Origin of the sequence: Streptomyces sp. NPDC059740, assembly GCF_042733155.1 — a bacterium.
Classification (GTDB): Bacteria; Actinomycetota; Actinomycetes; order Streptomycetales; family Streptomycetaceae; genus Streptomyces.
Window position 1 is genome coordinate 1 of the sequence record NZ_JBHWGP010000058.1, and the last position, 20602, is coordinate 20602.

At 73.4% G+C, this 20602-nt stretch carries 19 protein-coding genes; 11 read left to right on the plus strand and 8 right to left on the minus strand.

All coding sequences use genetic code 11. From position 1 onward, the window contains the following. Positions 1 to 35 precede the first annotated feature (35 nt). The gene (locus ACFV3R_RS32545) at positions 36 to 1637 is read right to left on the minus strand and encodes an MDR family MFS transporter (RefSeq protein WP_385590662.1); all 1602 of its coding nucleotides are present in this window, start codon (positions 1635 to 1637) and stop codon (positions 36 to 38) included. Positions 1638 to 1935: 298 nt separating this feature from the next. Here ACFV3R_RS32545 and ACFV3R_RS32550 point away from each other — a divergent pair, with 298 nt between their 5' ends. From ACFV3R_RS32550 to ACFV3R_RS32570, 5 genes are all read left to right on the plus strand, one after another. Then, complete coding sequence (locus ACFV3R_RS32550) at positions 1936 to 2544, plus strand: TetR/AcrR family transcriptional regulator (RefSeq protein WP_385590664.1); 609 nt, start codon at positions 1936 to 1938, stop codon at positions 2542 to 2544. A gap of 742 nt (positions 2545 to 3286) precedes the next feature. Then, on the plus strand, positions 3287 to 3763 hold the full coding sequence (locus tag ACFV3R_RS32555; RefSeq protein WP_385590666.1) for a hypothetical protein: 477 nt from the start codon (positions 3287 to 3289) through the stop codon (positions 3761 to 3763). A gap of 30 nt (positions 3764 to 3793) precedes the next feature. After that, positions 3794 to 4381: a toxin gene (locus ACFV3R_RS32560; RefSeq protein WP_385590668.1), complete on the plus strand. Its 588-nt coding sequence runs from the start codon at positions 3794 to 3796 to the stop codon at positions 4379 to 4381. Beyond that, positions 4378 to 5667, plus strand: coding sequence for an MAB_1171c family putative transporter (locus ACFV3R_RS32565; RefSeq protein WP_385590670.1), 1290 nt, complete (start codon positions 4378 to 4380; stop codon positions 5665 to 5667). Before ACFV3R_RS32560 ends, ACFV3R_RS32565 begins: the two co-directional genes overlap by 4 nt. Next, the gene (locus tag ACFV3R_RS32570; RefSeq protein WP_385590672.1) at positions 5664 to 6143 is read left to right on the plus strand and encodes an NUDIX domain-containing protein; all 480 of its coding nucleotides are present in this window, start codon (positions 5664 to 5666) and stop codon (positions 6141 to 6143) included. Before ACFV3R_RS32565 ends, ACFV3R_RS32570 begins: the two co-directional genes overlap by 4 nt. Positions 6144 to 6212: 69 nt before the next feature. Here the strand turns inward: ACFV3R_RS32570 and ACFV3R_RS32575 are convergent, their stop codons facing one another. Then, positions 6213 to 7001, minus strand: a complete 789-nt coding sequence (locus ACFV3R_RS32575) for a thioesterase II family protein (RefSeq protein WP_385590674.1) — start codon at positions 6999 to 7001, stop codon at positions 6213 to 6215. Positions 7002 to 7029: 28 nt separating this feature from the next. After that, positions 7030 to 7719 carry a FadR/GntR family transcriptional regulator gene (locus ACFV3R_RS32580; protein WP_385590676.1) on the minus strand — a complete coding sequence of 230 codons (690 nt, stop codon included), beginning with the start codon at positions 7717 to 7719 and terminating at the stop codon, positions 7030 to 7032. A gap of 309 nt (positions 7720 to 8028) precedes the next feature. Between ACFV3R_RS32580 and leuA the strand changes: the two genes are divergently transcribed. Beyond that, positions 8029 to 9849 (plus strand): 2-isopropylmalate synthase, encoded by a 1821-nt coding sequence (leuA, locus tag ACFV3R_RS32585; protein ID WP_385590678.1) that lies wholly within the window; start codon positions 8029 to 8031, stop codon positions 9847 to 9849. Beyond that, a complete protein-coding gene (locus ACFV3R_RS32590) occupies positions 9846 to 10634 on the plus strand; it encodes an ABC transporter ATP-binding protein (RefSeq protein ID WP_385590680.1) in 789 nt (262 codons plus the stop codon). Before leuA ends, ACFV3R_RS32590 begins: the two co-directional genes overlap by 4 nt. Before the next feature lie 230 nt (positions 10635 to 10864). Here ACFV3R_RS32590 and ACFV3R_RS32595 read toward each other — a convergent pair whose 3' ends face one another. Further along, positions 10865 to 11992, minus strand: a complete 1128-nt coding sequence (locus tag ACFV3R_RS32595; protein WP_385590682.1) for a hypothetical protein — start codon at positions 11990 to 11992, stop codon at positions 10865 to 10867. Between the two features lie 276 nt (positions 11993 to 12268). Here ACFV3R_RS32595 and ACFV3R_RS32600 point away from each other — a divergent pair, with 276 nt between their 5' ends. Continuing rightward, entirely contained in the window at positions 12269 to 13498 is a 1230-nt protein-coding gene (locus ACFV3R_RS32600; protein ID WP_385590684.1) for an MFS transporter, read from the plus strand. 138 nt (positions 13499 to 13636) lie between these two features. Further along, on the plus strand, positions 13637 to 14326 hold the full coding sequence (locus ACFV3R_RS32605; protein WP_385590686.1) for a FadR/GntR family transcriptional regulator: 690 nt from the start codon (positions 13637 to 13639) through the stop codon (positions 14324 to 14326). Positions 14327 to 14358: 32 nt separating this feature from the next. Here ACFV3R_RS32605 and ACFV3R_RS32610 read toward each other — a convergent pair whose 3' ends face one another. Further along, a complete protein-coding gene (locus ACFV3R_RS32610) occupies positions 14359 to 14634 on the minus strand; it encodes an SOS response-associated peptidase family protein (RefSeq protein WP_385590688.1) in 276 nt (91 codons plus the stop codon). A 257-nt stretch (positions 14635 to 14891) separates the two neighbouring features. On the opposite strand from ACFV3R_RS32610, the gene ACFV3R_RS32615 reads away from it, so the two are divergent. After that, the gene (locus ACFV3R_RS32615; RefSeq protein ID WP_385590690.1) at positions 14892 to 15947 is read left to right on the plus strand and encodes a DUF2637 domain-containing protein; all 1056 of its coding nucleotides are present in this window, start codon (positions 14892 to 14894) and stop codon (positions 15945 to 15947) included. A 199-nt stretch (positions 15948 to 16146) separates the two neighbouring features. On the opposite strand, the gene ACFV3R_RS32620 is transcribed toward ACFV3R_RS32615, so the two are convergent. After that, positions 16147 to 16617 carry an ATP-binding protein gene (locus ACFV3R_RS32620; protein ID WP_385590692.1) on the minus strand — a complete coding sequence of 157 codons (471 nt, stop codon included), beginning with the start codon at positions 16615 to 16617 and terminating at the stop codon, positions 16147 to 16149. Between the two features lie 171 nt (positions 16618 to 16788). Further along, a complete protein-coding gene (locus ACFV3R_RS32625) occupies positions 16789 to 18531 on the minus strand; it encodes a pyruvate dehydrogenase (RefSeq protein ID WP_385590694.1) in 1743 nt (580 codons plus the stop codon). A gap of 180 nt (positions 18532 to 18711) precedes the next feature. On the opposite strand from ACFV3R_RS32625, the gene ACFV3R_RS32630 reads away from it, so the two are divergent. After that, on the plus strand, positions 18712 to 19194 hold the full coding sequence (locus tag ACFV3R_RS32630) for a DUF456 domain-containing protein (protein ID WP_385590696.1): 483 nt from the start codon (positions 18712 to 18714) through the stop codon (positions 19192 to 19194). A gap of 54 nt (positions 19195 to 19248) precedes the next feature. Here ACFV3R_RS32630 and rsgA read toward each other — a convergent pair whose 3' ends face one another. Next, positions 19249 to 20373, minus strand: coding sequence for a ribosome small subunit-dependent GTPase A (rsgA, locus tag ACFV3R_RS32635; protein ID WP_385590698.1), 1125 nt, complete (start codon positions 20371 to 20373; stop codon positions 19249 to 19251). Between the last annotated feature and the right edge of the window lie 229 nt (positions 20374 to 20602).

Sequence of the window (20602 nt, forward strand, 5' to 3'; positions counted from 1 at the left end):
GGGCCGCCCCGGGAGGGGGCGGCCCGGCGCGGGGGTCAGCCGGCGACCGGAGCCGGCTTGTCGCTCTCCAGGTGGCTGCCCGGGACCGCCGGGTTCTCCGCGGCCGGCGCGGCGAACCCGCGCAGCGGGACGTGGCGGATGAAGAGGGAGACCAGGAAGCCGACGACGGCCACCGCGGCGCCCCAGGCGAAGACGGCGCCGACGCCGTCGGTCACGGCCTGCTGGAAGAGGTGCCGCACCGCCTCCGGCAGTCCGCGCAGGACCTGCGGGGTCATCTGGGCCACCCCGCCGCCGTTGCCGCCGGCCGCGGCACCGGGGACGGAGGAGAAGTGGTCGGTCAGGGTGCTGGTGTAGATGGCGCCCAGGACGGAGACGCCGAGCGAACCACCCATGTTGCGCAGGAAGGTCGCGGCACCGGTGGCCGCGCCCATGTCCCGCAGCGGGGCGCTGTTCTGCGCGATGAGCATGGTGGTCTGCATGAGGCAGCCCATGCCGGCGCCGAGGACCACCATGTACAGCGAGGTCATGGTGCGCGAGGTGTCGGTGTCCATCGTGGCGAAGAGGCCGAGGCCGCCCGCCATGAGCACGGTGCCCGCGATGGGCAGGGCCCGGTAGCGGCCGGTCCTGCTGACCAGGGCACCGCCGGCGAGGGAGACGACCATGGTGGCGGCCATCATCGGCATCAGCAGCAGGCCGCTGTTGGTCGCCGAGGCGCCCTGCACGAACTGCTGGAACTGCGGCAGGAAGGTCACGCCGCCGAACAGCGCGAAGCCGACGATGAAGCTGAGCGCACCGGCCAACGAGAAGTTGCGGTCACGGAAGACCGTGAGCGGCATGATCGGCTCGGCCGCGCGCCGCTCGACGAGGACGAAGGCGACGAAGCCGATCACGGTGAGGACCGCGAGCCCGATGATCTGGACCGAGCCCCAGTCGTACTGGCTGCCGCCCCAGCTGGTGATGAGGACCAGTGCGGTGATCCAGACGGTGAGCAGCGCCGCACCCGTCCAGTCGATGCGCACCCGGCCGGTGCCGCGTCCCAGCTTGGCCAGGGTGAACCAGCACACGAACAGCGCGACGACGCCGAGCGGCAGGTTGACGTAGAAGGCCCAGCGCCAGGTGAGGTGGTCGGTGATGAAGCCGCCGGCGAGCGGGCCGCCGATCATGGCGACCGGCATGACGGCCATCATCACGCCCTGGTACTTGCCGCGTTCGCGGGGCGGCACGATCTCCGCGACCACCGCCATGACGCCGACCATCAGACCGCCGGCGCCCAGGCCCTGCAGGGCGCGGAACCCGACGAGTTCGCCCATGTTCTGCGACATGCCGCAGAGCGCCGAACCGACCAGGAAGATCACGATCGAGCTGAGGAAGGTGAACCGGCGGCCCAGCAGGTCGCCGAGCTTGCCCCAGATCGGGGTGGCCACGGTCGACGCGAGGATGTAGCCGGTGGTCACCCAGGCCAGGTGCTCAAGACCGCCCAGGTCGCCGACGATGGTCGGCAGGGCGGGGGCCACGATCATGTTGTCGAGCATGGCCAGCAGCATCGCGATGACCAGGCCACCCATGGTGACCATGATCTCGCGGTGGGTGAAGCGTGCGGGAGCCCCCTCGACGGGGGGCGCGGATGCCTGCGCCACGGCGTCGCCTTTCTCTACGTGTCCACGGTCTGTCAGCTGTTCGCTGCGACGGTCACTGCGGGTCCGACCGCGGCCGGGCCGGCGCCCACCGCGCCGGCAGGGCGGGCCGACCGGCAGCTCGGCGATCTCCGGCGTCCACCGGCTCGCGAACTCGCGACGGCCGGCACCGGACCCAGAACTTACCTGTCGGTCAGTAGATTACTTGCCGCACGGTAAGTTGGTCAAACGCGGGCCCACCGGCGACGATGCCGGGGGCGGGTTCACCTCGGCGGGGGGCACACGGGAAGGCGGAGCACAGATGGCGCGTACGGCACACCGGCGAGGCAGCCACACCAAGGACGAGATCCGCGAGGTGGCCCTGGAGCTCTTCACCGAACAGGGCTACGAGGCGACCTCGCTCCGGGAGATCGCCGAGCGCCTGGGGATCACCAAGGCGGCGCTGTACTACCACTTCCCCAGCAAGGACGACATCGTCCGGTCCCTCTTCGACGACCACCTCACCGCCCTGGAGGACCTCGTCGCCTGGGCCGAGGAGCAGCAGCCGACCCCGGAGGCGCGCGGCGAGGTGATCGACCGGATGCTGGCCCTCGCCTCCGGACCGGGACTGCTGGCCATGCGTTTCGCCTTCGCCAACCGACACGTGGTCAAGGAGCTCCACCCCGGCCGGGAGAACGCCTTCGACCGCCTGGGCGACCTCTTCGCCGCCCTCACCGGCCCCGACGCCACCGTGGAGGAGGCCCTGCGCATCCGGGTGGCGCTGCTGAGCGTCAACATCACCTACTTCGCGGCGCAGGGCCTGGACGCCACCGACGAGCAGATCACCGCGGCGGCGCGGAACATCGCTTACCGGCTGAACCCGGGAGCCCCGCAGGCATCGGCGGACGCCCCGGCACGACCGCAGGACTGACGCCGACCACGCGAGCCGCTGCGCGGGGGCCGGACGCGGACCTGGTCGGGCAGGACTCCCCGGCGCTGGACGTGCCGGCGCCGTTCGCGGGCCACGCCGACGCGGCGGCGACGGAACGCATGGCGCCCCGCACGACGGGGGGGCGGGGCGGCCGGTGTGAGGTCAGCCCGAAGCCACGCCTCCCCACCGCCTGACCCGCCCTCAACGCGCCTGCCCGTACGAAGGGTTGGAAGAACCTCGCCCGCCTGGCGGACGAGTTGGCGCTGACGCTCGGCAAGTTCTGACCGGCCTCCGGCAGCCGGCAGCAGGACCGGGAGCCCCGGGCCACGTCCGACCGGGCGCGGCTGGACCAGCAGTCCGCCACGGGGATCGTCCGAAGGCGTCCGCGGTCGCCACCGTGCGCCGCCGGCCCGGCGCACCGCGGGACCACCTGGTCAACGCGCTCGCGTGGGCCGACTCCTCAGGCTCCGACGCATCGAGGGCACCGACCCCGCACGTCCCACCCCCGTGGGGACGTGCGGAGCCACCCTCACCTCGGGTGGAGCTCCAGGCGGTCGGTCCGGCGCATCTGCCGCCCTCCCGCGTGTTTTTTGGATTAAACAGCGGTCGGAGTGGTTCCGCAACCTGCCGCCGCACAGGCCCCGTCCGGTCGCACCGGCCCGGAGGGGACAATGGGCTCAGGCAGTCGCGCCTCCGCCCGCGCGGCGGCGCGGCAGGGGCAGTCCACAGGACGGGGAAGGCGATGAACGGCGAAGGGGAGCACCGGGTGGGCCCACCGCAGACGCTGGCCGAAAAGCTGGAGTACCTGATCAGGTACGCCTTCCCTCCCGGGGAGGCGCCCTGGGGTGAGGACGCCGACCCCTCGGACAGAGCGGTCGTCGCGGCCATCAACGCGTACCACCGGCGGCAGGTCATCTCGCACACGACGTTGTGGAAGATGCGCACGGGGGCGCCGTCGCCGAGGACGGGCGAGCCGTACGTGCCCGACGAGGACATCATCGAGGCCGTCGCGGGCTTCTTCGGCGTGGACAAGCTGTTCTTCGAGACGCAGGACGAGGTCGTCCGGCGCGTCACCGAGTCGCTGGACTTCCTGCGCGCGATCCACCGGGGCGACGTGCTGGGGCTTGCCGGACGCGGCGTGACCGAGGGGCTGTCGGCCGAGCTGCTCGCCTATCTCAACGAGGTCACCGCGGAGTTCTCGCAGGAGGACGAGCAGTGAGCGGCGCCGCCGTGCCCGACCCTCCCCGCCGTGCGGCCTGAACGTCGCCACCCGACCGCCGAGGTGCCCATGTCCCTGCGCCGGCTGCGCAAACAGCTCGAACGAAGTCTCGCGGACTTCCCGATCCCCGACCCGTTCGGCATTCCCGCCCTCGTCCGCGAGATGGAGGCGCGGCTGGGGCGCCGCATCCTGCTGCGCCCGATGCCGCCGGCGCTCACCGCCCCCGGCTCGGCGTGCGGTCTGCGGGTCAAGCTCAGCAGCAGCGCCAGCCTGGTGCTCTTCCCGCTGCGCAGCACGCCCTACCACCAGGGCCAGGTGATCCTCCACGAGCTGGTCCACGAATGGTTCGACCACGGCGGGACGGTCGGGCCGGAGGAGCTGCGGCACATGATGCCCCACCTCGGGACCGGACTGATCGCCCGGTTCACCCGCGGGGTCCCCATGGCGGCCCGTACGACGTACGGGAGCGAGCAGGAGCTGCACACCGAGCTGTCCGCCTCGATCATCCGCGACTGGGCGGCCCGGCAGGAGGAGAGCGGGAGCGGCGACGCACTCCTCAGGGGCCTGGACGACACCCTCTCCCACCCCTTCGCACGCCGTCGGAGGACGCAGAAGTGACCCTGGTTTCCTACGGCGTGCTCGGCCTGTTCTGGGCGGCCGTCCTGTGGCGGCTGCCGTCGGCACTGTGGGGGGACACCCGCAGACGGGCGCTGTGGAGCTGCTTCCTGGGCTTCGCGCTGGTGTGGACCCTCAAGACACCGGCGGTCGACCACGGCCTGGACCGCTCGGGCGTCAACGACCTGTCCAGCCTGGTGAAGCACGTCATCGCCATCGGCGGCATCAACGCCCTGCTGCTGATGGTCACGGCGATGTACAGCCACCACACCGAGCCGGAGCCGCCCCGCTACGTGCGGGTGGCCCGCACCGTCTCCCGCGTCGCCACACGGGCCGCGGCCGTCACCGTCGTCGGACTGGTCCTCCTCTTCTTCTTCGCCATCGACCGCAGCAGACCCACCGAGCACTTCATCACCGGACACGCGGGCGACCCCGGCATGGCCGCCTACATGACCCTGATCTACCTCTACATGGGCGCGACCGCCGGCGTGTGCCTCTACCAGTGGGGGCTGGCGGCCCGCCGGGCCCCTGGCGGCCTGCTGCGCACGGGACTCGGGATGATGACCGCCGCCATGCTGCTGGCGGACCTGTACGCCGTGCTCCGCACCGCGTACGCGGTGTACGCCGCCGCCGTCACCCCCTCGACCGCCCTGGGCGACCTGGAGGAGAACGTCACGGAGACGCTGTTGCTGGTGCTCTTCCCCCTGCTGCTCCTGGGCGCGACGGTCCCGGCCTGCCGCTCGGTCGTGGACCGCGTCCGAGCCCTGCGGTCCCTGGCGCGTCTGCACCCCCTCTGGCGCGACCTGGCCCTGGCCGTGCCCGCCCCCGTCATGCGGCCGCCGTCGCGGAGTCTGCCGGGCAGGTGGCTGCCGGCCCTCGACCGCCTGGTGGACGTCGCCGGCCCCGACCAGTCGGTGACCGACCGCCTCGGCAGGTGGGTCACCGAGATCCGGGACGTCTTCGCCGAACTGGCGTACCACGGGCCTCCCGACCTGTACGAGCGGGCCCGGCGACACGCCTGCGCCCACGCCTCAGCGGGGGCCTGCGCCGACGACCTGGCCGCGGCCGCCGAGGCCTGTTGGGCGCGGGCCGCACTGGCCGCCAGGGCCGGCGGGGGGAGCCCGGCCCCGACCCCCGGTGACGTCCCCACCGGGGCCGGTGACACCTTGGTGTCCGAAGTCCGGTGGCTGGCGCGGGTCGCCCACCACTACGCGGCGACGGACCCCGAGGCCCTGCGCACCGTCCTCACCGACAAGGCCCACAACGCCGAGAAGGAAGCCACGACATGACCGCCGCCACCGCGGACCTCGACGTCCACCTGATCCTGCGGCGCGGGGAGGAGGTGCTGTTCGGCCTGCGCGACGCCGAGGCCTACGGACGGGGCCAGTGGGCGCTGCCCTGCGGGAAGGTCCACCCGGAGGAGACGGCACACGCCGCCGCGGTCCGCGAGGCGGCCGAGGAACTGGGCGTCGCCCTGGACCCGTCCGGCATGCGGCTGGCCCACACGGTCCAGGCCCGGCACGGCAGCACCTGGCACCTGGGCGTCTTCTACGAGGTGCGGAGCTGGACCGGCGAGCCCGCCAACCGGGAACCGGAGAAGTGCCGCGGGCTCCGGTGGGCGCCGCTGGGGGCGCTGCCGCAGCCGCTGATGGACTACTCCGCCCTCGGCCTGCGCGGCTACCTCGACGCCCCCGGCGCCTTCACCGCCTTCGACCTCGCCCGCGACCCCGCGACGGTGCCCCCGGCGGGATGCGGGCGCGACTGAGGGGCGGCAACCGCCCGGGGCAGCCGGCGGGGTGCCGCGGCGCCGGTGCCGGGCCGCCGGCGCGCCTCCTCAGATGACCGCGGTGCCGGCGGGAGCGCCGGCCATCGTCTCGCGCAGCACCGCCGCCACCTCCCCGGCGTGCTCGGTGGGGAAGAAGTGGCCGCCGGCGAAGGAGTGGTGGCGGAAGCCGGCCGTGGTGTGCCGCGCCCATGCCCGCGTGCCGGCCTCGTCGGTCAGCGGGTCGGCGTCGCCGGTGAGGGCGAGGACCGGGCAGTCGACCCTGGCTCCCCGCTCCGGCCGGTAGCGGCTGTGGGCGGTGAGGTCGCTCCGGATGACGGGCAGGAAGAGGTGGCGCAGCGTCGGGTGGGCGAGCAGCGCCGCGCCGTCACCGCCGAGCCGTGCCACCAGGGCGACCACCGGGTCCTGCGCCGGGTCGGGGACCGGGTCCTCGCTGCCGGTCCGGAGGAGCTCGGAGAGGCTCAGGTGCGAGGGCGCGGGGTGGCCGGAGACCACCAGGACGGTGCGGTGCCGGGCAGGCGTCCGGCGCACGACCTCGTAGGCCACCGCCGCGCCGAGGCTGTGGCCGAAGAGCAGCAGCGGGGCGTCCTCGCGCCACGCGGCGACGGCCTCGGCCACCTCGTCCGCCAGTGCGTGGAGGTCGGTGAAGAGCGGGGCTGCGGACCGCCGGCCACGTCCGGGGTACTCGACACCCGCCGTCCGCGCCGCACCGGCCAGGTGGTGTGCCAGTGTCCGGTAGGAGGCCGCGGAACCGCCCGAGTGCGGGAGGAAGAGGGCCTTCCAGGCAGTGGCGGCGGGCTCCGGCGCCGGATAGTCGGCTACCACGGGGGCGTCGGACACGGGGGCGCACCTCCGGAGCGAAGTGGTCTCATGCGGCGTGCAGTTGGGCGAGGGTCTGCCGCAACTCCCGGCGCAGGGAGCTGCCGGCGGCGGCCGCGTCACCTTCGGCGATGGCCGCGACGAGGGCGGCGTGCCCGTCGTCGCCGTGGTGCTGTCCGCCGGGCCGGAGCTGGAGGAGTTCGACCAGGTCGATCAACCCCTGGCGCAGTACGGGGAGGAACTCCGCGAACAGTCCGGTGAGCACCGGGTTGTGTGCCGCGGCGACCACGGCGGCGTGCAGCGCGATGTCGCCGTCGACGAAGTCGGCGTTGCTCCCCTCGGCGGCCTCCCGGCGACGGGCCAGGGCCGCGTCGAGGGCGGTCAGGTCCTCGTCGGTGCGGCGTTGCGCCGCCAGCTGCGCAGCCTCCACCTCGATGAGCATGCGCACTTCGTAGACGTCGGTGACGGCGGCCTGGCGCAGCCTGGTGGGCCAGTCCTCCTCGGGATCGACCGCGATGACGAAGACGCCCGCGCCCTGCCGGGCCTGGACCAACCCGGCTCCGGCCAGGGCGCGCAGGGCCTCCCGGACGGTGGAGCGGCCCACCCCCAGGGTCTTGGCGAGCGTGGTCTCCCCCGGGAGCTTGGTGCCCACCGGCCAGTCGCCCCCGGTGATCTGGTCGCGGAGTTGCTGGGTGGCCTGTTCGACCAAGGGACTGGGGCGGAGGGCGCCGAGCGGCATCCGGGCAGGACCTCTCTGGTTGTCTGCAGAGCTGAGCTCAGACAGCTTAGTCGCCGCTCCACAAGGAGGCTACCGGGCCGGGTGGCGCCACCCGGCGTCCGCCGGGGGCCGCGCGCCCCGAAGTACCCTCACACCTCCTCCTCTCATGGCCTCAGCTTGTCTGCGGAGCAGATGTATCGCTACTGTGCCGAGCATGTCGCTGCGTGAGCTGCTTCTTCTTGGCTGCCGCTGCGGGGTTTTGTCCAGCGTGTGACCGGCACCCCGCAGCGGGGTCTTCGCGTGCCGGTCACCTTGTGGCACACCCCGACGATGGAGAGCCCCGTGACCGACGTGTCCGCCTTCCCGCAACTGCGCACCCCCGCCGGCGACGTCCCGCCCGGCGCGCCCGCCTGGAACCCGCAGCGTCCCTCCGCGATGCCGCACCACCGCTACCGGCCCGCCCACCAGCGTGTGCCGCTGCCCCGGTTGGAGCAGCGGGACTGGCCGGCCCGGCAGATCGAGACGCCGCCGCTGTGGGTCCCGGTGGACCTGCGGGACGGCAACCAGGCCCTGCCGGAGCCGATGGACACCCCCCGCAAGCGGCGGCTGTTCGACCTGCTGGCCGTGATGGGGTTCAAGGAGATCGAGGTCGCCTACCCCTCGGCCAGCCAGACGGACTTCGACTTCGTGCGCCACCTCGCCGAGAGCGGTGCGGTGCCGGAGGACATGACGATCAGCGTCTTCACCCCCGCGCGCACGGAGTTGATCGACCGCACGATCGAGTCCGTCAGGGGCCTGCCGCGTGTGCTGCTGCACATGTACACCCCGAGTGCCCCGGTCTGGCGGGAGATCGTCCTGCAGAAGGACCGGCGCGAGCACAAGGAGCTGATCCTGCGGGCCGCAGAGTACCTGATGCGCCGCGCCGACGAGGAACTGCCCGACGCCGACGTCCGGTTCGAGTTCTCTCCCGAGGTCTTCAACGCCACCGAACCCGACTACGCGCTGGAGGTCTGCGACGCCGTCACGGGTCTGTGGCAGGCCACGCCGGAGCGTCCGGTGGTGGTCAACCTGCCGGCGACGGTGGAGATCTCCACCCCGAACGTGTACGCGGACCAGATCGAGTGGATGCACAAGAACCTGGCCCGCCGGGACGGCGTCATCCTCTCGGTGCACCCGCACAACGACCGCGGCACCGGCGTGGCCTGCGCCGAACTCGCCGTCCTGGCCGGGGCCCAGCGCGTGGAGGGCTGCCTGTTCGGCAACGGCGAGCGCACCGGCAACGTGGACCTGGTCACGCTGCTGCTCAACCTGTACACCCAGGGCGTCAACCCGATGATCGACCTCTCCGACATCGACACCGTCCGGGCCGGTGTGGAGGAGTGCATCCGCATGTCCGTCCACCCCCGGCACCCCTACGGCGGGGACCTGGTGCACACGGCCTTCTCCGGCACCCACCAGGACGCGATCGCCAAGGGCATGATCGCCCACACCAAGCAGGCGGCCGAGCTGGGCGTGGCGCCGGAGGTCGCGCCGTGGGACGTGCCGTACCTGCCCATCGACCCGGCCGACATCGGCCGCACCTACGAGGAGGTCATCCGCGTCAACTCGCAGTCCGGCAAGGGCGGCATCGCCCACCTGCTGCAGACGCACCACGGCCTGGACCTGCCGCAGCGCATGCGGGTCGACTTCTCCCGCACGGTGCAGCACGTTACCGACGACACCAAGCAGGAGATCTCCCACAAGGACCTCAAGGCGCTGTTCGACGAGACCTACACCGCCCCCGCGACCGCCGGTCCGTGCACCCTCGGCGAGTGGAACGTCGGCCCCCACGGCGAGGACGGCACCCAGGAGTTCACCGCCACGCTGACCACGCCCGCCGGCGCCACGGCGGTACGGGGCACCGGCAACGGGCCGCTCGCCGCCCTGACGGCCGCACTGCGGGAGGCGGGCGTGGTCGTCGACATTCTCTCCTACAGCCAGCACGCCATCTCCACGGGCAGCAGCGGCGAGGCGGTGGCGTACGTGCACTGCGAGGTGAGCGACCGGGGCAGCCGGTGGGGCGCCGGCACCGGCACCTCCATCGTGGCGGCCGGCGTGAACGCGGTCATGGCCGCCGTCAACCGCTCCCACCCCGCCGAGGGGGACGCGTGAGCGTCCTGCAGGCGGACGGCGTGGACCTGGTCCGCGACGGCCAGCAGATCCTCACCGAGGTGGCACTGTCCGTCGAGGCGGGAGAGCACTGGGCGCTGCTCGGCCCCAACGGGGCCGGGAAGAGCACGCTGCTCTCCCTGCTGGGGGCGCGCACCCACCCCACGCGCGGCACCGTGCACGTCCTCGGGCGCCGACTGGGCCGCGTGGACATGCGCGAGCTGCACCGGGACATCGGGCACGTCAACCCGCGGCACCCGCTGCGCAGTCCGCTCACGGTCCGGCAGGTCGTCCTGACCGGCAGCACCGGCAGCATCGAGCCGCCACCGCGCTGGACGCCCGCGGCCGAGCTGCAGACCGAGGCCGACCGGCTGATCGAGGTGCTGGGGCTGGGCCACCGCAGTGAGGCCCGCTGGCCCACCCTGTCCCAGGGGGAGCGCGGCCGCGCCCTGATCGCGCGAGCCCTGCTGCCCCGCCCGCGGGTGCTGCTGCTGGACGAGCCCGCGACGGGCCTGGACCTGGCGGGGCGGGAGCAGCTGATCGACCACCTGAACCTGCTGCCGGAGATGTACCCGGAGTTGGCGACGGTGCTGGTCACCCACCACCTGGAGGAGCTGCCCGGCACGATCACCCACGCGGCGCTGCTGCGCGCGGGCCGGCTGCTGGCTGCCGGGGAGGTGGCGGGGCTGCTGACCGGCGACCAGGTCAGCAAGTGCTTCGACTACCCGGTCACGTTGGACCGGATCGAGGGACGCTGGGCGGTGCGCGCCCGCAGACCCGTCCGCTGACGTGGCGGTGTGAGCGGCGGCCCCGGCAACCGTGCCGGGGCCGCCGCGTGCGCGTGCGGGGGGAGGCGCTGACCGGGGCCTTTGTGCCGCGACCTGGCGCCACGGCGGTTCCGCCGTCAGGTCGTCCCGCGGGAGGCCCGAGCGGGCGTCGGGCACGATCGAGTCCACACTGTGGGACGCTGATTGCCGGTCAGAACTTGATCAATTACGTTACTTGTCTGGCGACCTGACTAGCAGATGGGGCAGGTCTCTGCTCGACCGCACGGGGGTGCAACGGTGACAACGGAGCAGCAGGCAGATCCGTCCCGCAGACAGCGGCGGGGCAGCGGACACCGCAGGGGCGATCCGCCGGCGCCGACAGGTGCGACGCCGGCGCGGCGGCCTCTCCGCACGACCGCCAACGGGCCGGAACACGCCTTCGGCACCGCCCCGCGCCGGCAGCCGCCCGGCGCGTGCGGGCCCTCTCTCCCACCGACGCCGCACGCGCAGGCCGCCGACGACGCCCGGGCCTGCCACCGGCACCGCCGGTCCCGCACGCCGCACTCCTGCCACCAGGGGGCGCCCGCCGGCCGCCTGCCCGGAGCCGCCTCGCCGCGGTGACAGCGGCGCCGTGACGCCGGCGCCACCCGTCCGCTTCGCCCGTCCGACCGCGGGGCACGTCCCGCGGTCCCGCGCGCACGCCCGGCCACCATGCCGCGGACAGCGCGCTCCGCACACCGACCGCACCGGTCCGTCCTCGCGGGGACCAGAGTCGCTCCCCGCCACCTCCCTACCCTCCCGTGACGTTTCCGTATATCCGACGGCTGCTGCCGGGTGAATTCTCGCAATTCACGCGCAGGGCTTTTTCGGCGCGCCCGGAAATGCGCGGAGACGTACGGCGGCGTCCCCAGCGCCACGACCTCACGCATCCGGAACGCCTTGAGCCGCCGCAGTCCGTCGAAGTGGTCCTCGTTGCGGTAGCACTGCCCCAGCACGGTGACCAGCCGCCCGTCCCCGGTGACCTCCCGGCCGCGGTGGTGGAGGTAGACGCCGTAGCAGGCGCTGGAGGGCAGGGCGAGTGCGGCCGGTTGCAGGGCCCCAGGGCCGAAGGAGCCCGCGGCGGCCTCCGGGCCGAGCTGCTCCGCGCCCGCCGTCGTCTCCAGCGCCGAGGCGACGAGGGCGAGTTGGGGGAAGTTCTCGTAGACCTCGAGCGCGGCGAGGTCGGCCACCGGCAGCAGCGCCGGGACGGTCAGCGCGGCGGCGCCGGTGCCCCGGGCCCAGCGGGTGCACAGCGCGTCCAGGGACTCGGCGAGGGTCGTCGCCTCCTCCTCCAGTGCGGCCAGTCCGGCCGAGACGTGGACACCGGTCATGACGCTCATCGCAAGCTCCTTCACATGGTTCCCGTCAGCCGGCGGATGACGGTGCCGGACACGTCCGAGGCGGCCGAACCGTGGCGGCCGTCCGGGACGGCGGACGGTGCGCCCGCAGAGGTGGGCCGGGGGTGGTGAGCGGCGCGCCGCAGCGACACCTGCGCACCAACGCGCCCGCCGGGCAACGCTTTTGTGCGCCCGAGGACGTCGGCTAAGGTAACACCTCTGAGGACCTGACTAGCAGAGGTCTCACCACTCATCCTGAAGAACAGGACGACGTTCCAGATGAAAAAAGGGCAACTCGGCTTCCTGGCCGGCACGCACGTGGTCAACGACCTGTACCAGAGTGCGATCCCCGCGATGCTGCCGTTCCTGATGACGCAGCGGCACTACAGCTACGCCGCGGTCTCGGGGCTGGCATTCGCGGCAAGCGGCATCTCCAGCCTCTTCCAGCCGCTGTTCGGCGTCCTCTCCGACCGCAGGTCGCGGCCGTGGCTGGTGCCCGCAGGCTTCGTCACCGCGGCCCTGGGCGTGGTGGCCGCCGGACTCTCCGGGAGCTACCTGGTCACCTGGCTGTGCGTCGCGCTGGCCGGCATCGGGATCGCCGCCTACCACCCGCCGGCCACCAGCCAGGCCCGCGCCGCCGGCGGTTCCTCACAGAAGGCCATGAGCGTCTTCTCGGTCGGCGGGACGATCGGCGGCTCACTCGCACCGACGCTGGTGACCCTGGTCATCGGGGCGGCGGGGTTCTCCAGCAGTTACCTGCTGGCGGTGCCCGCGCTGGTGATGGCGGCCATGTGGGCGGTCAAGGGCCCCTGGATGCGGTGGCGGGGCCACACCCCGGCGACGCCGCTGGCCGGGGCGGGGGCCGGGGCGAAGGCGGGCGAGCCCGAACGGGGCGACGACTGGCGCGCCTTCGGCCGCCTGGTGGTGGTCATCGTCGGCTGGTCCATCCCCTACGTCACGGTCACCTCGATGGTCTCGCTCCACGCGCAACGCGACCTGCAGCAGTCGACGGCCGCCGGCGCTGCCGTCCTCACCTGCTACACCGCGGCCGGTGCGGTCGGCACCCTGCTGGGCGGCTGGATCGGCGACCGGCACGGCCGGATGACCTCGGTGCGCCTCGGCTACCTCGTGGCGCTCCCCGCCCTGGCGGGCATCGCCCTGGCGCCCACCTTCTGGCTGCTCGTGCTGTGCACCGTCACGTTCGGCGTGGCGATGTTCCTGCCCTTCGCCGCCCAGGTCACGCTCTCCCAGGACTACCTGCCCCACCACCCCGGCACGGCCAGCGGCCTGACGCTGGGACTGGCGATGGCCGCGGGCGGCCTGTGCTCCCCCGCGTTCGGCTGGCTGGCCGACGGCAGCGGTCTGCCCGTCGTCTTCTACACGCTCGTCGGCCTGTTCCTGGTACCCGTGGTCCTCGCGGTACGGCTTCCCGACCGCGTGGTGCCCGCGGCGCCCACCGTCTCCACCCCCAAGCCGGCCGAAGCGGTCGCGGCGAACGACGCGGGCTGAGGAGCACTCCGCCGCCGGGGGCACGCCGGGCCACGCCGCCGGCACCCCGCAGCGCGACACCGCCGGACGTACCGGCTGTTAACCGGCGGTACACTGCGGCCCCTCAGCTCCACAGACAACCTGAGAGGAGATGGCAGGATGCCGATCGGCGCCCTCCGCCCCAGTCCTCTGGTCGAACAGGCCACCCGGCACCTGCGCGACCAGATCACCGGAGGCCACTGGCCGATCGGCAGCAGGCTGCCAGCGGAGACCGCCCTGGCCAAGACCCTCCAGGTGGGCCGCTCCACCGTGCGCGAGGCGCTGCGCGCGCTGGCCGGTGCGGGACTGGTGCAGGCGCGGCAGGGCGCCGGCGTCTTCGTGGTCGCCACCGTTCCCGGCGAGGACTGGTCCACCCGGTTGCGGCAGGCGGCCGTCACCGACGTCTACGAGGTCCGCATGCTCGTCGAGGTGGAGGCCGCCCAGCTGGCCGCCGCCCGCCGCAACGACGAGGATGTCCGGGCGCTGCACGCGGCCGTCGCCGGCAGGCGCGCCGCTGCCGGCGGCGACCACGGCGCGTTCGTCGACGCCGACATTGCCTGCCACTCGGCCGTCGTGGCGGCGGCCCACAACCCGGTGCTCACCGGGATGTTCGCCGAGTTCGTGCCGGTGCTGCGGCAGGGGCTGATCGACCTGGTGGACCTCATCGGGCTGCGCCCCGAGGACCCGCCGCACGGCGTGGACGGCCACGAGGCGCTGGTGCACGCCATCGAGCGGGGTGACGCCGAGGCGGCGGGGGACTGTCTGCGCGAGGAGCTGCAGCGCACGCTCGACCGACTCCACGCCGTCTGAGCCTGCCCGTCCGCGCCGGGGACGGCTACTGCTCAGCGGCCGCCGGCAGTTGGGGGCCCTCGCTGCTTCCTGGGGTGCACGCGGACGGCCGCGTCGGTTGCCTCGGCGGTGATGAGGGTGCAACTGGTCAACCATGCCGCCGGGTGGCCCTCGGGCACCGACCGGTCGCGCCGGCGTTCGCGGAGGCCGGCGAACGCCATCACCTGCCCGTCCTCCGGGCTGATGAAGTAGGGCTGGCTGTGGGCCCTGGTCATCTTCGTGGCCTCCACCGTCACCCACTCGTAGAACCCGTCGGCGGCAGCAGGCACCGGCGTCCGGCGCACGCGTCGGAGCCGGCCGGAACACCTCGCCCGGCCGACTGTCCGGACGCACACCCCGACCCCTTCAGCGAACACAACTTCGTTTGTGCGAAGACAAGTTCGGAGTGTTCCCCCGCGATACGCCCTGCGCCGTCCACTCGCGTCCCCCGTTCTCCGGAACTTCTCCCGAACCCCGGCGCCCGCCCGTCCCCGTCCTTCAGGATGACGCCCGTTGAGGACCGACGAGCGAACAGGGACACCCCAGGATGAGGATGACCGACATATCGACGGACTGGCTGCTGCCCGGCGCTCTGGCGGCCGTGGTCGTGGCCGGCACCACGGCGCTCGTCCTGCGCGGCAGGCGTTCGGCCGCAGGGGCGTCCGCGGACGACTCCTGGGAACGCCGCGAGGAGGCCAGGCGGCGGAAGGAGGCCGTGTACGGGTCGGCCTCCTACGTACTGCTCTTCTGCTGCGCGGCGGTGGCGGCGGCGCTCTCCTTCCACGGACTCGTCGGTTTCGGGGAGCAGAACCTCAACCTCTCCGGGGGCTGGGAGTACCTGGTGCCCTTCGGTCTCGACGGGGCCGCCATGTTCTGCTCGGTCCTCGCCGTGCGGGAGGCGAGCCACGGGGACGCGGCGCTCGGCTCACGGCTGCTGGTGTGGACGTTCGCCGGTGCCGCGGCCTGGTTCAACTGGGTCCACGCGCCCCGCGGCCTGGACCACGCGGGGGCGCCGCAGTTCTTCGCCGGCATGTCGCTGTCGGCCGCGGTCCTCTTCGACCGTGCGTTGAAGCAGACCCGCAGGGCGGCACTGCGCGAACAGGGCCTGGTACCCCGGCCGTTGCCGCAGATCCGCATCGTCCGCTGGCTCCGGGCACCCCGGGAGACCTATGCCGCCTGGTCGTTGATGCTGCTGGAGGGCGTGCGCAGCCTGGACGAGGCCGTGGAGGAGGTCCGCGAGGAGCGCCGTACCCGGCAGGACTCCCGGCAGCGCCAGCGCGAGCAGGGGCGGATGGACCGGGCGCAGCTGCGGGCGCTGAACCGGCAGCACCGCTCCTGGGGCCTGAGCCGCGGCGGCCGGCAGGTGGCCGTCACCTCGGGTGCGGTCGGGCAGGGCCAGGCCGGCGCGGAGCCTGCCATAGCCGGTGACCGGGAGCCGCTGCCGCAACGCCCGCGTCCCGCCGTGGGGGCCGGGGCCGAGTCCCCGCCGGGCGGCGGGAGGTTGCGGACCGTCGACCTGACCGCTGAGGACGACACCCAGACGCTGCCCCGGCTGAACTCGCTGGAGGCGAAGCTGGCCGAGATGGAGCGGGCGTTCGGCTGACCGTGGCCGCACCGGCGGCTGCGCGGCCGGGGCCTCAGGGGTCCTTGCAATATGAGCGTCCGATGAGGTCGCGTGGTCCGGTGCCGTGCATCGCAAGGCGCCGGAGAGTCCTCGTAGCGGAGCTACCAGGGCTTTTCGACAACGCCGCGAGGTGCGGTGCCAGACCACGCGGCCCGGGCGGGCATATGGCAAGGACCCCTCAGGCGGCCTGTTCGCCCGAGAGCTCGAACCAGACGCACTTGCCGGGCCCGTCGTGCTCGACCCCCCAGGCGTCGGCGAGGTGGTGCACGAGCACCATGCCGCGTCCCGAGGTGCCGCCCAGGTGCGTCCCGCGGACCACCGGCGGGCGGGGGGCCGCGTCCCGCACCTCGACGCGGAGCCGGTCGGTGACGGTGGCGGTCACGACGGCGCCGCCCTCGGTGTGCACCAGGGCGTTGGTGACCAGTTCGCTGGTGAGGAGTTCCGCGACGTCGGCCACGTCCTCGCTCTCGGTGGCCGGCCAGCCCGCCATCAGGCGCCGCAGGTCCCGTCTGACCTCCGCCACCTGGGTCAGGTCCTCGCCGTCCACCTCGCGGCGCAGCGTGTCCGGCGGGGGTGCGACCGTCGCCCCGCCACGCCGCCTGCGGGCGCCGTTCCGTCTTCCGTGTCCCTCGTGCCACACAGGTGCCACGCCCCCGCTCCCCCGTCCGGAACCGGTATCCGGTCGAACATGCTTCCCCGTCATGCATGCCCATGTGGCCGGCGGTCCATACCACAGCAGGGCACCCGAGGTGCCCGGACGGTCACCGACCGCAGGGAAACGGGCCGCCGTCCGCGGGCCGGCGACGGCCTGTCGCCGCTCTCAGGGCCGGGGCAGGTTGCGCAGGTTGGACCTGGCCATCTGGACCATCCGGCCCACACCGCCGTCCAGCACGATCCGGCTGGCCGACAGGGCGAAGCCGGTGACCATCTCGGCCTTGATCTTCGGGGGGATGGACAGGGCGTTGGGGTCGGTGACGACGTCCACCAGGGCGGGGCCCTTGTGCCGGAACGCCTCGCGCAGTGCGCCGCGCAGCTGCTTGGGCTTCTCCACGCGGACCCCGTGCGCCCCGGCCGCGCGGGCGATCGCGGCGAAGTCGGTGTCGGTGTTCGCCGTCCCGTGGGACGGGAGACCCGAGACCATCTGCTCCAACTCCACCATTCCCAGCGAGGAGTTGTTGAACAGCACGACCTTGACGGGCAGGTCGTGCTGGACGAGCGTGAGGAACTCGCCCATCAGCATCGCGAACCCGCCGTCGCCGGAGAGGGTGACCACCTGGCGCCGCCGGTCGGTGAACTGCGCGCCGATGGCCTGCGGGAGGGCGTTGGCCATCGAGCCGTGGGAGAACGAACCGATGATCCGCCGACGGCCGTTGGGGCTGAGGTACCTCGCCGCCCAGACGTTGCACATGCCGGTGTCGACGGTGAACACCGCGTCGTCCGAGGCCTCCTCGTCCAGTACCGAGGCGACGTACTCGGGGTGGATCGGGACGTGCCGGTCGACCTTGCGGGTGTAGGCCTTCACCACGCCTTCGAGGGCCTCGGCGTGCCGCTTGAGCATGCGGTCCAGGAAGCGGCGGCTGGTCTTCGGCGTGACGAGCGGGTTCAGGCAGCGCAGCGTCTCGCGGACGTCCCCCCAGACCGCCAGGTCCAGCTTGGTGCGGCGACCCAGGTGTTCGGCCCGCACGTCCACCTGGACGATCTTCACGTCGTCGGGCAGGAAGGCGTTGTACGGGAAGTCGGTGCCCAGCAGGATCAGCAGGTCGCACTCGTGCGTCGCCTCGTAGGCCGCGCCGTAGCCCAGCAGGCCGCTCATCCCCACGTCGAAGGGGTTGTCGTACTGAATCCACTCCTTGCCGCGCAGCGCGTGGCCGACGGGGGCCTTGAGCCGCTCGGCGAACTCCATGACCTCGGCGTGGGCTCCGGCGGTGCCCGCCCCGCAGAAGAGGGTGACCTTCTCGGCGTCGTCGATCATGCGGGCCAGCCGGGTGATCTCCTCGTCGCCGGGCCGGACCGAGGGCCGGGAGGTGACGAGGGCGTGCTCGGGTGCGCTGGTGGGCGCCTCCTGGGCCGCCACGTCACCCGGCAGGGCGAGCACGGCCACGCCCCGGCGGCCGACGGCGTGCTGGATGGCGGTCTGCAGCACGCGCGGCATCTGGCCCGGGTGGGAGACCAGCTCGCTGTAGTGGCTGCACTCGACGAAGAGGCGGTCGGGGTGGGTCTCCTGGAAGAAGGTGGTGCCGATCTCGGTGGAGGGGATGTGGGAGGCGAGGGCGAGGACGGGTGCCATGGAGCGGTGCGCGTCGAAGAGGCCGTTGACGAGGTGCAGGTTGCCCGGCCCGCAGGAACCCGCGCAGGCCGCGAGCTTCCCGGTGACCTGCGCCTCCGCTCCGGCTGCGAAGGCCGCGGCCTCCTCGTGGCGCACCGCCACCCAGTCGATCCCCTTGTTGCGCCGGACCGCGTCCACGACCGGGTTGAGACTGTCCCCCACGACCCCGTAGAGCCTCTTCACCCCCGCGCGTACCAGGACGTCCACGTACTGCTCGGCCACGCTCTGCTTCGCCATGCGCTCCTCGCTCCCTGACCGGCCCGTCACCTCGTGTGGAGCACCGGATGCCCCCGAACCGGCCGGGGACACCGCGGGCTGGGCCGGTCGGGCGAACGGGCGGGCGGTCCGGGTCGGTGGTGGCCGGGGCGGTGGGGGCCCTGGGAAGCGGGTCGGCGCCGGGTCCGGCACGCTGGTGGCATGGGCGTCTGGCAGCTGTTCGCCGTGGGCCTGGTGCTTGCGCTCGGACTGGTGGGCGTGCTCGTACGGGGTGTGCCGGGGCCGCTGCTGGTGTGGGCGGGGGTGGCCTGGTGGGCGCTGGTCGAGCAGGACCGGCCGGCGTGGACGGTGCTGGCCGGTGCCTGCGTGGTCCTCGTGGTGGGCCAGGTGCTGCGGTGGCTGCTGCCCGGCCGGGACCCCCGGCAGGCGGGGGTGCCCCGGCGGCTGCTGGTGCGGACGGCGGTGGGCGCGGTGGTGGCCGGGCTGCTCCTGCCGGTGCTGGGCGTCTTCGCCGGGGCGGTGGGGACGTTGCTGGTCCTGGAGCGGGTCCGGCTGGGTGGGTTCGGTGCCGCGTGGGCCTCGACCCGCACGGTGATGCGGGCGGTGGGGGCGAGCGTGCTGGTGGAGTTGGCCTCGTGCCTGGTGGTGTGCGAGGGGTGGCTGGTGGCGGTGGTCTGGGAATGAGGCGCGGTACGGCCGGTGGGGCCGGGCGGGTGGGCCCGGCCCCGGTGCGGCCGGTCAGTACCTCCCGCGGGAGCCGCGCTTGCGGTCGGCCGCGGCCCGGCCCGCGGCCTGCTTCTGCTTCCACTCCCGGCGGATCTCCGCGCGTTGGCGGACGTCGGTCTTGGCGTTGATCCACCGGTTCTCGCGGACCAGCTTGCGGTAGCTCTCCAGCCTGCGGTCCGGCAGCGCCCCCTCGGCCACCGCGGTCAGCACCGCGCAGCCGGGTTCGGCCTGGTGGGAGCAGTCGTGGAAGCGGCAGTCGGCGGCGAGTTCGGCCACGTCGGCGAAGGTGCGTGCCAGGCCCTCCTCGGCGTCCCACATGCCCACGCCCCGCAGGCCGGGCGTGTCGATGAGCGTGCCGCCGGCGGGCAGGAGCAGCAGGTCGCGGGTGGTGGTGGTGTGCCGGCCCTTGCCGTCACTGTCCCGGGCGGCCCGCACCTCCTGGACGTCCCTTCCGAGCAGGGCGTTGGCCAGGGTGGACTTGCCCGCCCCGGACTGGCCGAGCAGCACGCCGGTGCCCTCGGCGAGGAGGGCCGCCAGGACGTCCAGGCCCGCTCCGGTGCGGGCGCTGACGGGGAGCACCTGGACGCCTGGGGTCACGCCGCGGACATCGTCCAGGAGGTGGTCGAGGGCGGCGTCCGCCACCAGGTCGCTCTTGGTGAGGACGACGACGGGGCGGGCCCCGCTCTCCCACGCCAGTGCCACGAACCGCTCGACGCGTCCGAGGTCGGTCTCGACGGCCAGGGACACCGCGACGACGGCGTGGTCGACGTTGGCGGCGAGGACCTGGCCCTCGGAGCGTTTGGAGGAGGCCGAGCGCACCAGCGCGGTGCGGCGCGGCAGCAGGCTGTGGACGAGGCCGGCGGGCCCGTTGGCGCGGTCGAGGACGGCCCAGTCCCCGGTGCACGGGACGCGCATCGGGTCGCCGGTGGCGACGAGAGCGGTGTCGGCGAGGACGGTCTCGACGCCGTCTTCGGCCGGCACGACGGCGTCGATCCTGCCGCGGTCGACGCGGACCACACGTCCGGGTACCAGGCCGGTGCCGGCGTGGGGGGCGAACGCGGCCTCCCAGTGGGTGTCCCACCCGTAGCGGGCGAGGGGATGCGGAGCGGACGGAACGGGCAGAGCAGAGGAGGACAAGGGGTGACCCTTCACAAGGGTGGCCCCGGCGCCCTGCGCTGTGCCGCGCAGGAGGAGTGAGGTCAGCCGGTGGCCACGGAGGTGTGCGTGACGGACTTCCGGATGCGGGCAGTGCCCGGCTCGACGACAGCCATCGGTCGACACCTCCTTCACGGGTCACCTGACGTACGACGGCCCTCGGCCGTCCCGGTACGCCGGGAGTCTAGGGGCGGTGGCGACGGGGGCGCCA

Excerpts from the sequence above, each read along its gene's own strand:
- ACFV3R_RS32630 (WP_385590696.1), top strand. The coding sequence starts at position 18,712 with ATGGGCGTCTGGCAGCTGTTCGCCGTGGGCCTGGTGCTTGCGCTCGGA.
- ACFV3R_RS32625 (WP_385590694.1), bottom strand. The coding sequence starts at position 18,531 with ATGGCGAAGCAGAGCGTGGCCGAGCAGTACGTGGACGTCCTGGTACGC.
- ACFV3R_RS32595 (WP_385590682.1), bottom strand. The coding sequence starts at position 11,992 with ATGAGCGTCATGACCGGTGTCCACGTCTCGGCCGGACTGGCCGCACTG.
- ACFV3R_RS32550 (WP_385590664.1), top strand. The coding sequence starts at position 1,936 with ATGGCGCGTACGGCACACCGGCGAGGCAGCCACACCAAGGACGAGATC.
- ACFV3R_RS32555 (WP_385590666.1), top strand. The coding sequence starts at position 3,287 with ATGAACGGCGAAGGGGAGCACCGGGTGGGCCCACCGCAGACGCTGGCC.
- ACFV3R_RS32615 (WP_385590690.1), top strand. The coding sequence starts at position 14,892 with ATGAGGATGACCGACATATCGACGGACTGGCTGCTGCCCGGCGCTCTG.
- ACFV3R_RS32605 (WP_385590686.1), top strand. The coding sequence starts at position 13,637 with ATGCCGATCGGCGCCCTCCGCCCCAGTCCTCTGGTCGAACAGGCCACC.
- ACFV3R_RS32580 (WP_385590676.1), bottom strand. The coding sequence starts at position 7,719 with ATGCCGCTCGGCGCCCTCCGCCCCAGTCCCTTGGTCGAACAGGCCACC.
- ACFV3R_RS32600 (WP_385590684.1), top strand. The coding sequence starts at position 12,269 with ATGAAAAAAGGGCAACTCGGCTTCCTGGCCGGCACGCACGTGGTCAAC.
- leuA (WP_385590678.1), top strand. The coding sequence starts at position 8,029 with ATGGAGAGCCCCGTGACCGACGTGTCCGCCTTCCCGCAACTGCGCACC.
- ACFV3R_RS32570 (WP_385590672.1), top strand. The coding sequence starts at position 5,664 with ATGACCGCCGCCACCGCGGACCTCGACGTCCACCTGATCCTGCGGCGC.